The 12,930-nt window shown below is 39.2% G+C and carries 12 protein-coding genes; 2 read left to right on the top strand and 10 right to left on the bottom strand.

What is annotated here, in order from left to right; translation table 11 throughout:
• Position 1: 1 nt before the first annotated feature.
• From serS to EO118_RS07835, 9 genes are all read right to left on the bottom strand, one after another.
• Positions 2 to 1,279, bottom strand: coding sequence for a serine--tRNA ligase (serS, locus tag EO118_RS07875; protein WP_009353820.1), 1,278 nt, complete (start codon positions 1,277 to 1,279; stop codon positions 2 to 4).
• A gap of 217 nt (positions 1,280 to 1,496) precedes the next feature.
• On the bottom strand, positions 1,497 to 3,017 hold the full coding sequence (gene lysS / locus EO118_RS07870) for a lysine--tRNA ligase (protein WP_127069397.1): 1,521 nt from the start codon (positions 3,015 to 3,017) through the stop codon (positions 1,497 to 1,499).
• 27 nt (positions 3,018 to 3,044) lie between these two features.
• Complete coding sequence (greA, locus tag EO118_RS07865) at positions 3,045 to 3,518, bottom strand: transcription elongation factor GreA (RefSeq protein ID WP_127069396.1); 474 nt, start codon at positions 3,516 to 3,518, stop codon at positions 3,045 to 3,047.
• A 173-nt stretch (positions 3,519 to 3,691) separates the two neighbouring features.
• Complete coding sequence (locus tag EO118_RS07860) at positions 3,692 to 4,867, bottom strand: iron-containing alcohol dehydrogenase (protein ID WP_127069395.1); 1,176 nt, start codon at positions 4,865 to 4,867, stop codon at positions 3,692 to 3,694.
• 31 nt (positions 4,868 to 4,898) lie between these two features.
• Positions 4,899 to 5,924, bottom strand: coding sequence for an aldose epimerase family protein (locus EO118_RS07855; protein WP_127069394.1), 1,026 nt, complete (start codon positions 5,922 to 5,924; stop codon positions 4,899 to 4,901).
• Positions 5,925 to 5,929: 5 nt separating this feature from the next.
• On the bottom strand, positions 5,930 to 6,892 hold the full coding sequence (locus EO118_RS07850; RefSeq protein ID WP_127069393.1) for a GTP 3',8-cyclase MoaA: 963 nt from the start codon (positions 6,890 to 6,892) through the stop codon (positions 5,930 to 5,932).
• Complete coding sequence (locus EO118_RS07845) at positions 6,885 to 7,337, bottom strand: MOSC domain-containing protein (RefSeq protein WP_127069392.1); 453 nt, start codon at positions 7,335 to 7,337, stop codon at positions 6,885 to 6,887. Before EO118_RS07845 ends, EO118_RS07850 begins: the two co-directional genes overlap by 8 nt.
• A 160-nt stretch (positions 7,338 to 7,497) precedes the next feature.
• Positions 7,498 to 8,817, bottom strand: coding sequence for a nucleobase:cation symporter-2 family protein (locus EO118_RS07840; protein ID WP_127069391.1), 1,320 nt, complete (start codon positions 8,815 to 8,817; stop codon positions 7,498 to 7,500).
• Between the two features lie 123 nt (positions 8,818 to 8,940).
• A complete protein-coding gene (locus EO118_RS07835; protein ID WP_127069390.1) occupies positions 8,941 to 9,531 on the bottom strand; it encodes a hypothetical protein in 591 nt (196 codons plus the stop codon).
• A 209-nt stretch (positions 9,532 to 9,740) separates the two neighbouring features.
• Between EO118_RS07835 and EO118_RS07830 the strand changes: the two genes are divergently transcribed.
• Positions 9,741 to 10,373, top strand: coding sequence for a superoxide dismutase (locus tag EO118_RS07830; protein WP_127069389.1), 633 nt, complete (start codon positions 9,741 to 9,743; stop codon positions 10,371 to 10,373).
• A gap of 46 nt (positions 10,374 to 10,419) precedes the next feature.
• Here EO118_RS07830 and EO118_RS07825 read toward each other — a convergent pair whose 3' ends face one another.
• The gene (locus EO118_RS07825; RefSeq protein WP_127069388.1) at positions 10,420 to 11,172 is read right to left on the bottom strand and encodes a class I SAM-dependent methyltransferase; all 753 of its coding nucleotides are present in this window, start codon (positions 11,170 to 11,172) and stop codon (positions 10,420 to 10,422) included.
• Between the two features lie 145 nt (positions 11,173 to 11,317).
• Here EO118_RS07825 and sstT point away from each other — a divergent pair, with 145 nt between their 5' ends.
• Entirely contained in the window at positions 11,318 to 12,538 is a 1,221-nt protein-coding gene (gene sstT / locus EO118_RS07820) for a serine/threonine transporter SstT (protein WP_127069387.1), read from the top strand.
• The last annotated feature ends 392 nt before the right edge of the window (positions 12,539 to 12,930 follow it).

Below are 12,930 nucleotides of genomic sequence, written 5' to 3'. Positions count from 1 at the left end.
TCTAAGCCTCTGGATGAATATGAGTTAAACCACCCATATATGGTTGAAGCGCTGTTGGAATGCGTACAGAGCCATCTGCTTCTTGATTATTTTCCAAAATCGCAGCCACTGTACGACCTACAGCTAAACCAGATCCATTTAATGTATGTACAAATTCTGGTTTACCTTTTTGTTCACGACGGAATTTAATATTACCACGACGTGCTTGAAAATCCGTCATGTTTGAGCAAGAAGAAATTTCACGATATACCCCTTGGCTTGGCATCCAAACTTCGATATCGTACGTTTTAGCAGAACCAAATCCCATATCACCTGTGCACAATGTAATAACACGATGTGGTAATTCTAACACTTGCAAAATACTTTCTGCTTGCGCTGTTAACGTTTCTAATTCTGCAAAAGATTCTTCTGGTTTTGCAAATTTCACTAATTCTACTTTATTAAATTGATGCTGGCGGATTAAGCCACGTGTATCACGGCCAGCAGACCCTGCTTCGGCACGGAAACAAGCTGTAAATGCTGTATAATATTTAGGCAATTCATCAGCTGACAAAATTTCATTGGCATGATAGTTTGTCAATGTAACTTCTGCGGTCGGAATGAGGAAGTAATTTTCCCCTTCCACTTTATACATATCTTCAGCAAATTTTGGCAACTGACCTGTATTCGTCAAAGTTTCACGAGTGACAATGTAAGGCGTCATCATCTCTGTGAAGCCAGCACTACCATGCATATCTAACATAAAGTTAATCAATGCACGTTCTAATCGTGCACCAATCCCTTTGTAAATAGTGAAACGAGCACCACTTTCTTTAGCAGCTCTTTCAAAATCTAAAATTCCTAAGGATTCTCCTAGGTCCCAATGCGCTTTTACGTCAAAGTCAAAAGAGCGAGGCGTACCCCAACGGCGTTGTTCGATATTTTCGTTTTCATCAGCCCCTACTGGTACAGAAGCATCACACATATTAGGTAACATCAAAGCCACTTGTTGTAATTCTGTTTCCACGTCACGCAATTTAGTATCCAATGCACCGATTTCATCACCTACACGTTGCATTTCTGCAATTTTATCATCTGCATTTTCTTTATTGCGTTTTAATTGGCTGATTTCTGCCGTTACTGCATTACGCACTGCTTTCAATTGTTCTACTTCTTGGATGATAGCGCGTCTTTCATCGTAGAACTTCACAAAGCTAGCTAGGTCGCCTGTTGTATGACGACGATCTAAGTTTTCTTGTACCGTTTCAATATTCTCACGGACAAATTTTAAATCCAACATAATCATGACCTCATAGAATTCATTTAAGTACTTAATTAATCTACCTTTAATATTAGCACATTTGCTATTACTTTTCTACCTTAATAGGCATTTACTTGGGCAATTTCCCCTTACCCTTTCTCCATCTCTGAAAGGATAACAAAACAGCGACCAAACTCATTTCTGTTTAGTCGCTGTCCATCTACGCACCTCACAACATCCTGTGCGTATACATATATTATTCTTCTGCTGTTTCTTCCTCTTCTACTTTCACCGCTTCTGGTTTCATGAGAGGGAATAACAATACATCACGAATGGATGCAGAGTCCGTTAAGAACATGACTAGACGGTCGATACCGATACCCAAACCTGCAGTTGGCGGCAAACCGTATTCCAAAGCTGTGACAAAGTCTTCATCCATACGATGGGCTTCATCATCACCCGCTTCACGTTCTTTTAATTGATTTTCAAAACGTTGTTTTTGATCGATTGGGTCATTTAACTCGGAATAGCCATTTGCCAATTCACGACCATAAATAAAGATTTCAAAACGTTCTGTAGTCAATGGTTTCTCACGATTTTGTTTTGCTAGTGGGGAAATTTCAACTGGATGTCCATATACTACAGTTGGTTGCATCAAGTTTTCTTCTACATATTCTTCAAAACACAAATTCATGATTTTACCAATACCATCGGCTTCACCATATTCTACATTTAAGCGATCTGCAATTGCACGTGCTTCACTCAAGGTTTCAATAGCATCAAAGTCTTCCCCAGTGTATTGTTTAATACCTTCTTGCATAGTGATGCGATTCCATGGTGGAGTCAAATCAATATCCATGCCTTGGTAGTTAATTTTTGTTGTACCAAGTACTTCTTGTGCACAGTAGGAAACAACCCCTTCTGTCAATGCAATAGCATCTTCAAAGTTACCATAGGCCTGGTAGGATTCCATCATAGTAAATTCTGGATTATGACGGATAGATACACCTTCATTACGGAAAGAACGGTTAATTTCATACACACGCTCTAAACCACCAACGATTAAACGTTTTAAGTATAATTCAGGGGAAATACGCATATAGATATCAATGTCTAAGGCATTGTGATGCGTAATAAATGGGCGTGCCGCCGCACCACCTGGGATAGCATGCATCATAGGAGTTTCTACTTCCATGAATTGCTTGCTGTTTAAATACTCTCTAATTTTTGCTACGATTTTCGTACGTTTTACAAATGTATCACGAACACTTGGATTTACAATTAAATCCACATAGCGTTGACGATAGCGAAGTTCTGTATCTTTCAAACCATGCCATTTCTCTGGTAATGGACGAAGGGATTTAGACAATAAAGTCAATTTATTAACTTTAACAGTAATTTCACCTTTTTGTGTTTTAAACACATGACCCTCGATACCTACAATATCGCCCATATCAAGCATTTTTACATATTTGTAATCTTCTTCTCCCATCACATCTTTACGGAAGTATACTTGAATGTCGCCAGATAAATCGCGCAAATTAGCGAAGGCTGTTTTACCATGAGAACGAATTGTCATCAATCGACCAGCAATCACAACTGGTTGACCATCAAAATCATGGAACTCATCCTTAATTTGGAGTGCCTTATGTTGAACAACAAATCGTTGTCCAAATGGATAGATATTATCCTCTTCATATTGCGCCAACTTTTCGCGGCGTACCAACATTTGATCGTTTAAATCCAATTGTTCCGGCACATGTTTTTCTTCGCTCATGAGGGGCCTCCTTATACTTCTTTACCCTTATTGAATGCTTAATATTTTAAAACTCACCATACCATCTGGTGTGTTCACTTCTACTTTGTCACCTTTCGCTTTTCCTAAAATCGCTACGCCCACAGGGGATTCGTTAGAAATACGATTATTGAAAGGATCCGCTTCAGAAGAACCTACGATAGTATATTCTAATTCTTCATTAAACTCTTCGTCCAACAAAGTCACTTTGCTACCTACCGTTACTGTATCACCTGTTACATTTTCATCGATGATTTTAGCCGTATTAATTTTATTTTCCAACTCGATGATATGACCTTCGATGAAAGCTTGCTCGTTTTTCGCATCATCATATTCAGAGTTTTCTGAAATATCACCATAAGAAATAGCAATTTTAATACGTTCAGCCACTTCGATACGACGTACAGATTTATAATGATTTAATTCTTCTTCTAGCTTCTTCAACCCTTCGGCTGTAAGTAAGGTTTCTTTTACCTCTGCCATGTATGTCTCTCCGTTTCTATTCCTCATATACAGAAAACAGTGCCACACGACACTGCCTCCCTTATGAAAAAGTTACTTAAATTTCTTATTAACAATAGCTATAATTATACTGACTTCTCTTATAAATGTCAATCTGAAAGCCTATCTTAGCAAGACACACATGAGATCTTATACTATTTTTTATAAACACTTTCATAGATAGCTAAGGCATCCTCCGCTGTTAGATTGCTGTATGCAGTCGGATAGCGGACGCAACTATTCGCAATATGTGGTAAGGATTCTTTCGGAATACCTACTTCTTCCAAGGTAGATGGAGCCCCTATTTCTTTGAAGTATGTTTCTAAAGCTTCAATACCTGCTAAGGCATAGTCAGCATCACTCAACGTACCTTGTTCAATGTCCCACACTTCCTTAGCAAACCGCATCAACCGTGCTGTAGCCTTAGGCAAAATCCATCGCAAATACGCTGGATGCATAATCGCTAAGCCTGCCCCATGAGGAATATCATAAAAAGCTGATAGAGCATGTTCTAAGGCATGGGTCATCCAGTCTTGATCTTTTCCTAATCCTAAGGAACGATTCAAGGCTAAGGTAGCACCCCACATAATATTAGAACGGGCTTCGTAGTCTTCTAAGTTTTTCATAGATTTCCGACCATTGCGCACTATATTTTTAAAGATTCCCTCAATAGCAGAATCTGTCACATTATCGTCATCTGGTGTAGACACATATTGTTCCAATAGATGAGACAACATATCTACGATACCATAAGCAACTTGTTCTCTCGGTAACGTATAAGTATAGGTAGGGTCTAACATAGAAAATTGAGGGAACAACACAGGTCCATAAGCGCTTAATTTTTTCTGTGTTTCCCAGTCTGTAATCACACCACCATTATTCATTTCGCTGCCAGTGGCTGCCATGGTTAAGACCACCCCAAATGGCAATGCTTCCGTTACAGGTTGATGGTCTAAAAAGAAGGTTTGCCAAAAATCAACCGTATCTGGTAACTTAGCTCCGCCTGCAATGAATTTAGTGCAATCAATCACAGATCCACCACCAACAGCTAAGATAAAGTCAATGTTATGCTCTTTGCATAAAGCAATACCTTCCCGTACTTTCGTAGTCCGTGGATTTGACATAATACCACTTAGCTCAAACACTTCTTTACCCGCTTGTTCTAAGGCTTCTTTTACCGCGTGATAAATGCCATTCTTTTTAATACTACCTCCACCATAGGTGAGTAGTACTCGGGTTCCATAGTTGCTTAATTCAGCAACTAATGATTCTTTCACGCAATCTTTACCAAATACAATTTTGGTTGGATTATAATAAGTAAATGATTTCATTAGCCTCTTATCTCCTTGCTAGTAGATACGCTTACCGATGATAAAATGAATAGGCAATTGTTCTTTCATAGACAGTATCTGCTTTGGTCTTACTTTCACCATTCATATTGATATCATTCGGCACAAATTGTGGCTCAATGGCAATCCCTGCATGACTGCCATAATAGCGATCTCGACCATCCTCGTTTAACCAATTTCCTGTATATACCTGAAAATGTGGTGCATCCGTATGGAATACGGCTGTCACATCTTTACCTTGTAACACCGCAAAAGGCACTACAGAATCTGCTGCATTACTTCCATCTACCGGAGCTGTTACAAAATCATGGTCATATCCTTTATATTGGCTCAAGGCATCAGCATAATAGTCCAATGCTTTTTGTAGATCCATGCCTTTTCTAAAATCAAACGGTGTTCCTTCTACAGATGCTGGTTCTGATTGGGGAATTTGATGGTCTCCAAATGGCATATACTGATGAGATCCTAATTCTAATACATGGTTCGATAAGTCACCTTCTCCATGTAAATTAAAGTATACATGATTCGTCAAATTGACAAAGGAATCTTCTGAGGTTGTGTAAGCATATGTAACTACTAAGGTCTGTTCTACCAATCTAAACACTGCTTCTACATATACATCGCCTGGAAATCCATCTTCTTCAGATGTAATGGAATGAGATAGATGTACCACTGTATCAGAACAATTCTCCTCCACTACATCCCATAAACGATGCCCAATGTTTCCTTTACCACTATGTAGTAAGTTGGGTCCATTATTCGCTGTTAGTTGATGAACTGTGCCATTCCACGTATAGGTTGCATTGGCAATACGGTTTGCCACACGCCCTACAGTAGCTCCTAGTTGTCCATGCTTTATTTCATAGTCTTGTACAGAATCATAACCCAATGCTAAATGACGCTGCAACACTTTGTCATAGACAGCGACAATGGTGGCACCATAATTACTAATTTGTACTCGCAGTGCGTCATTTTCTATTGTATATACATGAGCCTCTTGGCCTGTTTGTAATCGTCCAAAAGATTCTACTTTCATCATAACTCCTAACCGCCGATACGCCACATAGGACGTTCCACTTTTTCAATGGAATTTCCATCATGACTCGCATACCGACCCTGTAATGCCTCTTCAATGCAATGCAATATAGTCTGTGGCGTTCCACCATTTTGTATAAGTCCACGCAAATCTAGATCATCATCACGTAACAAACATAAGCGTAACGATCCATCTGCAGTGAAACGAATGCGATTACAAGAAGAGCAATATTGATTGGACAAAGGAAAAATAAAGCCAATTCGTTGTCCATCTGGTAATTGGAAGTATTGAGCTGGGCCAAATCCCAATCGGTCTGTAACAGGCTTTAGCTCAGATCCCACAATGCGTTCAATCTGCACCTTCCATTCTCCAAAGGTGGGCACATGACTTTGTTTTCCTTGGAATGGCATATATTCAATAAATCGCCATACCACATCCCATTCTTTTCCATAGTGCAATAAGGTTTCCACTTCTTTGTCAGAAAATGGCGCCTGCACTACAGTATTGATTTTTATACTTTGAAAGCCCGCCGTCTTTGCAGCTTCTATACCGCGAAGTACGCCAGCTAATTGTCCATTGCGACCTACCGCCTTGGCAAAGCCTTCTTCTTCCACAGAGTCTAAACTAATATTCAGTCGTTGTACCCCAGCTGTAAACAAGCGTTCTGCCTGTGTTTCTAATAGGCTACCATTGGTCGTCATAGAAATATCGGTAAACCATTGGCCCTCACGTATATGCTCTAACAGCTCATATAAATGTGGATACAACAAGGGCTCGCCCCCAGTTAAGCGCAAAGCTTTAACGCCACATAAGTGCAGTGACTCTAAGAGTGGCAACCAAAAGCTTGGTGGCAAGACTGGCGCCATAGCCTCTGTAATCTCCTGTGGCCGACAATAGGCACAACAAAAATTACACGCCTCCGTTAAGGATATACGGGCATACTCAATGACACGCCCTTGGCTATCACGCATTGACTGGCTCCTCAACAATACACACTGCATCGCCTACTTGAATCTTTCCGCCTTCTAAAACACGGCCAAAAATCCCTTGTGTAGGCATAATGCAACTTCCTACTTGTTGCATAATTTCGCAACCTTGATGGCACTCTTTACCGATTTGCGTAACTTCTACAATCGTTTTGCCTAAGGCTAATTTAGTTCCCACTGGTAATTGGAATAAAGTCAAACCTTCTACCGTAATGTTTTCTGCAAAATCTCCAGGGTTTACATCAGCCCCACTTTTACGCATTAACTCGATACTTTCAATGCCAAGCAAGCTCAATTGACGGTGCCATGGACCTGCATGAGCATCGCCTTCAATACCATGATTTACGACTAACTCCGCTTCTGGGATGTTTGTTTTCTTTTGTCCTTTTGCTCTGCTAATTGAAATAGCAATAATTTTTGCGTCCATTATATCTCCTTAGATTATTATATTTAAAATTACCTATATAATCCTTATTATATCACGTTTACACAGTAAATCTATAATAAAAAGCACGTCATCTTGAAACACAATAAATGTATTTCTTTAGAGACGTGCTCATTCTTTCATCAACGTTTACAGGTAAAAGCAATTATTCTTTTGTATCTGTATGGCCTAGTCCGTTAAAGACCATGTTTAACACGACAGCTAAGATGCTGCCAAAGGTAATCCCACTTTCAAAAATAATTTTTGCAGCAGGTGGAAAATTATGATAAAACTGAGGGGCTCCGATAGGAATCATAGCCACACCAATGCTTAAAGCCACAATCACTAAGTTATGATTATCCTCATACTCAACCTTTCCTAAGGAACGGATACCACTAGCAATAATCATACCAAACATAGCGATCCCTGCACCACCCAATACAGGACTCGGAATGGATGCTACTACAGCAGCCAATTTAGGGAACAATCCTAACACCATCAAGATTACACCAGATGTAGCCACCACGAAACGGCTTTTCACATTCGTTACTGCAATCAAGCCAATGTTTTGTGCAAATGCCGTATAAGGAAAACTATTTAAAAACCCTCCAATACAAGTAGACAATCCATCCGCTTGTAAACAAGAGCTCAATGTTTTCTTGTCCACTTTTTTATCCACAATTTCACCTATAGCAATGGCATCTCCCGTGGTCTCTACCATACAGACAGACATGACCACAAGCATAGCGATGATAGAACTCACATCAAAGGTAGGTATACCAAACGCTAATGGTGTCACAATACCAAACCAATCTGATTGGCCAACTTCTGTAAAGTTGACAACGCCTAAGAAATAGGCGATGATAGTCCCCCCCAATAATCCGATGAGAACAGATAAATTGCTGAGAAAACCTTTTGCAAATCGATTGACTAATACTACAATGAGTAATGTTAATCCTGCTAACCATAGATTCGTGGAGCTAGCATAGTTCGGATCTTCCGGAGATACGCCGGCAATCCACATGATGGCTACAGGCATCAAGCTAATACCGATAATAGTAACTATCGTCCCCGTTACTACAGGCGGAAATAATCGAATGAGACGACTAAAATAAGGAGCAATCAAAAAGGTAAATAATCCTGCCACAATGATGGCACCATATACAGCTGGTAAACCATGCTCTGTTCCGATAATAATCATAGGTGCTACCGATGCAAAAGTAACGCCTTGAATCATAGGAATGCGTGCACCTACTGGTCCTATTCCTAAGGTTTGAATCAATGTGGCAATACCACAGGCAAATAAATCCGCATTAATGAGGCGTATTAAATCCTGTGTTGATAGTCCCAATGCATTCGCCAAAATAATAGGCACCGCTACTGCACCAGCATACATAGCCAATACGTGTTGTAGTCCATAGGAAAACAACTTAGATAGGGGTAACATTTCGTCAACAGGATGGACCTGTTTCGCGATTTCACTCATGTCATCTCTCCATTCGTTTCTACATTATTAAGAAGTTGTACTAATTACAACACCATTACATTAAACCATAACTTATATAATTTGTCAAAAAATTAGCCTACTCTATGACGAGTAGGCTAAGGCTTATTTTCCTTTGTATTCTTTTACGGAAGGGTTATGATCTTTCATAGCTTGTTCTAAACCAAAGATGACCATTTCGTTCATATATGTACGCAATTCATCATTGTGCACTTTCTCTGCATGACGTGCCAAAATCCCTAAAAATTCTTCCTTATAGGCATCTACTTCATTGGCTGGTACATAGCGATGACTATTCAGATAGTTTTGATAATCTGCGTATAAACTATTTAACACTTTTCTTCCATAGCTATCTTTTTTCCAGCGATGGCTTTCAATGTAAAAGTTTTTCCGCACATTCATATAATACAATGCATTAATGACGTCCAATTGCCCTGCAGAAATAACTTGATGTGTTTGCAATTCATATAATTGTTTACTATGATCTTGCCCATAGTTAGCAAAGGTATCCACCACTTGCTTTACTTCCCAGTTGGGACTCTCCACTGTAATCTTAGCTTGTATTTCTGAAATGACTTGTAAGCCTTCTTGCTCTGGTAACATTAACGGATCTTGTGCCGCATACGCCGTTTGACTTAAAGCTATCACACCAACAATGGCAGCGCCTAGTATCCAATGTTTACTTTGTGTTTTCATACAAAACTCCTTTCAACCATTGATGTAACTCCATGTATTTTGATTATCTCTTATTATACCGATTTTGTATTGTTTATTCAATGTGCAATTGTATATAGAAAGCATCTTTTAAACATCCTTTGCTTCTTGACTTTTAATTCCCTATCTATTACCATATAGTTAACTATGATAATACATATCATTATCAAGTCTTTGCAACGGAGGTGTCCATGAAATATTTTGAATTAGAACCACTGCTTTATTCTGACCGTGCCTTAGAGCCAATCATCGACAGAGAAATACTCACGTCTTTGTATACTAATGTATACAGCCATGCCATATCTCAACTTAATGAACTAGTAGAAGACTTTCCAGACCTTCGTTTCGGCCATATCGATTGTCTACTAGGTGGTCTAAGCCATGTACCACAAGAAATTCGTCAAGACATTCAGGTCTATGGTGGTACCTATAAGAATCTAACCTTATTTTTGCACACCTTAACAAGCCCGAATACAAGTACTATCGACGGAGCAATCAAAGATGCTATCAATCGATGCTTTGGTTCCTTGGAAACATTCCAAAAACAGTTTACTGACGAGGCTCTCGCTCATATTGGTAATGGATGGACTTGGCTTGTCATCAACCCTGATAATACCCTTTCCATTACTTCCACCAAAGAACAGGATAATCCAGTTATGGATATGCAAACTGCAATATTAGGTATCAATCTATGGGAGTATATGTATTCCCATTCCAGCCGTGAAGAATATATTAACAACTTCTTCACCATTGTGAACTGGAAGATTGTAAATCATATCTATGAAGAAACATTAAAAAATCCAAATCGCTTTGGACATGAATAAAACAAATAAAAGCTGTCATCACATCGCCGTGGATGACAGCTTTTTTCTATTCTTTTGGCACAGTGCCCACATGAACTGCTACAATACCCCCTGTAAGTTCAAAATACTTAGCATCTTGTAGTCCCACATCTTTAAAAATTTGAAGCACACCTTCTTGCCCCACATACCGGCGCAAGGATTCTGGGAGCCACGCATAGGATGATTGATCACGACTCAATTTACCCAGCACAGGCAAAATCTTTTCAAAATATAAATAATAGGCTTGTTTAAATCCAAACATAGTTGGCTTTGCTAATTCCAAAGTAACTACTTTGCCACCTGGTTTAACAACACGTTTCATTTCTCGAATCGTTTGTTCAATGCTTGGCACATTGCGCAAGGCAAAACCAGATACGGCTCCATCAAAAGAATTGCTTTCATAAGGTAAATCCATCGCATCCCCTTGGGTTAAGGTCACACGATCTGTATATCCTTCTTTCTCTAACCGATTTTGTCCAACTGCAAGCATCTCAGGACTAAAGTCAAGTCCTTCTACATGTAAGGACGGAATCTCTTGTAATGCAGTTTTTGTCAACATACAGGTACCACATGCAATATCAGCTAGTCGCATACCTTCTGTCAGTTCTAATTGCTCGATAGCAAATTTACGCCACCGTGCATCTTGGTTAAAGCTCAATAAGGTATTCATCATATCGTAATGTTTCGCAATATGAGAAAATACATCTTGCACATAGGCTTTTTTATCTTCATGTGTTTTAAATTCCACAATATACCTCCAGTTAATTATACCGTTATCCATTATACACGAATGGCTAAGGATATTCCATAATTTGTGATTTTTTTCTCTTGCCAAAAGAATCTATTCCGTTTATAATGTGCTTATGTCTTTTATGAGTAGATATTTGTACTCGATTTTAAGTATTTATAAGTATAAGGAGTTTTCTATGAGGGCATTATTTCAATTTATCAATAAATTTAGCCTTATCCAGCAGATCTGCATAGGCCTCTTAATCGGTACCGGTATTGCCGTATGGTCACCAGAAAACGCTGTGAAGTTATCTTTATTAGGTACCATCTTCGTAGGTGCATTAAAAGGTGTGGCACCGGTATTAGTATTTTTCTTGGTCATCGCAGCAGTTAGCCGCCATCGATCTGGTCAAAAAACAGGCATGCGTTCCATTATCGTCTTGTATTTAATCGGTACATTTGCATCCGCAGCTATCGCTGTAGTAGGCAGTTTCTTATTCCCAACTACCTTGTTATTATCCGCATCTCCAGCCGATACAGCACCTCCTAGCGGTATCACCGCTGTACTTTCTACCTTATTAACAAATATCGTAGAAAATCCTGTGAAAGCCATCTTAGGTGGTAACTACATCGGTATTCTTGGTTGGGCTTTATTATTTGGTTTCGCTCTTCGCCATGCAGCAAATGAAACAAAAGATGTGATGTCTTCTATCTCTGATGCAATCACACTAGCTGTACAATGGATCATCAAATTTGCTCCCCTTGGTATCATGGGTTTAGTGGCTCAATCCATCGGCGAAAATGGATTAGGTGCTTTACTGACATACGGTAAATTATTATTAGTATTATTAGGCTGTATGTTTGCGGTAGCACTCATCATCAACCCATTAATCGTAGCTATCGTGATGAAACGCAATCCATATCCATTGGTATTCCGTTGTCTTCGTGAATCTGGTGTGACAGCCTTCTTCACTCGTAGTTCCGCTGCGAACATTCCAGTGAACATGGATTTAGCAAAACGTTTAGGCATTACACCAGATACGTATTCCATTTCCATTCCACTTGGAGCTACTATCAACATGGGGGGTGCAGCCATCACGATCACAGTAATGGCATTGGCTGCTGTATCTACATTGGGGATTCAAGTAGACCTAGCTACTGCTATCTTGCTTAGCATTATTGCTACTATCTCCGCTTGCGGTGCCTCTGGTGTAGCTGGTGGTTCCCTATTATTGATTCCATTAGCTTGTTCCCTATTCGGCATTTCCAACGACGTAGCTATGCAAGTGGTAGGTGTTGGTTTCATCATTGGTGTGATCCAAGACTCCACTGAAACAGCCTTAAACTCTTCTACAGATATCTTATTTACAGCTGCTGTAGATTACGCACGCAATGGCTATCCAGCAGACAAAGTATAAGAAAACAATTCATACATAGCGTTTGAAAGGTCTACTTGTTCTTTGGTATGGGACGCCCAATAGAATATACAATACAATATAGCTTATAAAAGTAAGCGCTAACAAGGACTGGCACAACATATTCCAGTCCTTTTAGTATACCTTGTATAATATTTTGGCTCTTTCCTAAGTTTTGAAGACAGCAATTAATCTGTTCAGTTTCTTTCATATAAGAACTGTAATAACATATAAATATACTGGTTTTATAATATATTTGGTTCTATAATATATTTTGGGGGGACAGCAAAAGCTATCCCCCCAAGATATTTTTTTCATGCATAAAAATAGGCATATCATTCAGTTTGCTTTACAATATAAGTAACCACACAAATAAGAAAGGACTGAATCATATG

This window comes from Veillonella sp. 3891, assembly GCF_003992315.1.
Classification (GTDB): Bacteria; Bacillota; Negativicutes; order Veillonellales; family Veillonellaceae; genus F0422.
The sequence above is the reverse complement of the archived record's forward strand: the minus strand, read 5'-3'. Positions and strand labels throughout refer to the sequence as shown.

Excerpts from the sequence above, each read along its gene's own strand:
- lysS (WP_127069397.1), bottom strand. The coding sequence starts at position 3,017 with ATGAGCGAAGAAAAACATGTGCCGGAACAATTGGATTTAAACGATCAA.
- EO118_RS07830 (WP_127069389.1), top strand. The coding sequence starts at position 9,741 with ATGAAATATTTTGAATTAGAACCACTGCTTTATTCTGACCGTGCCTTA.
- greA (WP_127069396.1), bottom strand. The coding sequence starts at position 3,518 with ATGGCAGAGGTAAAAGAAACCTTACTTACAGCCGAAGGGTTGAAGAAG.
- EO118_RS07840 (WP_127069391.1), bottom strand. The coding sequence starts at position 8,817 with ATGAGTGAAATCGCGAAACAGGTCCATCCTGTTGACGAAATGTTACCC.
- EO118_RS07855 (WP_127069394.1), bottom strand. The coding sequence starts at position 5,924 with ATGATGAAAGTAGAATCTTTTGGACGATTACAAACAGGCCAAGAGGCT.
- serS (WP_009353820.1), bottom strand. The coding sequence starts at position 1,279 with ATGTTGGATTTAAAATTTGTCCGTGAGAATATTGAAACGGTACAAGAA.
- EO118_RS07850 (WP_127069393.1), bottom strand. The coding sequence starts at position 6,892 with ATGCGTGATAGCCAAGGGCGTGTCATTGAGTATGCCCGTATATCCTTA.
- sstT (WP_127069387.1), top strand. The coding sequence starts at position 11,318 with ATGAGGGCATTATTTCAATTTATCAATAAATTTAGCCTTATCCAGCAG.
- EO118_RS07835 (WP_127069390.1), bottom strand. The coding sequence starts at position 9,531 with ATGAAAACACAAAGTAAACATTGGATACTAGGCGCTGCCATTGTTGGT.
- EO118_RS07825 (WP_127069388.1), bottom strand. The coding sequence starts at position 11,172 with ATGGATAACGGTATAATTAACTGGAGGTATATTGTGGAATTTAAAACA.
- EO118_RS07860 (WP_127069395.1), bottom strand. The coding sequence starts at position 4,867 with ATGAAATCATTTACTTATTATAATCCAACCAAAATTGTATTTGGTAAA.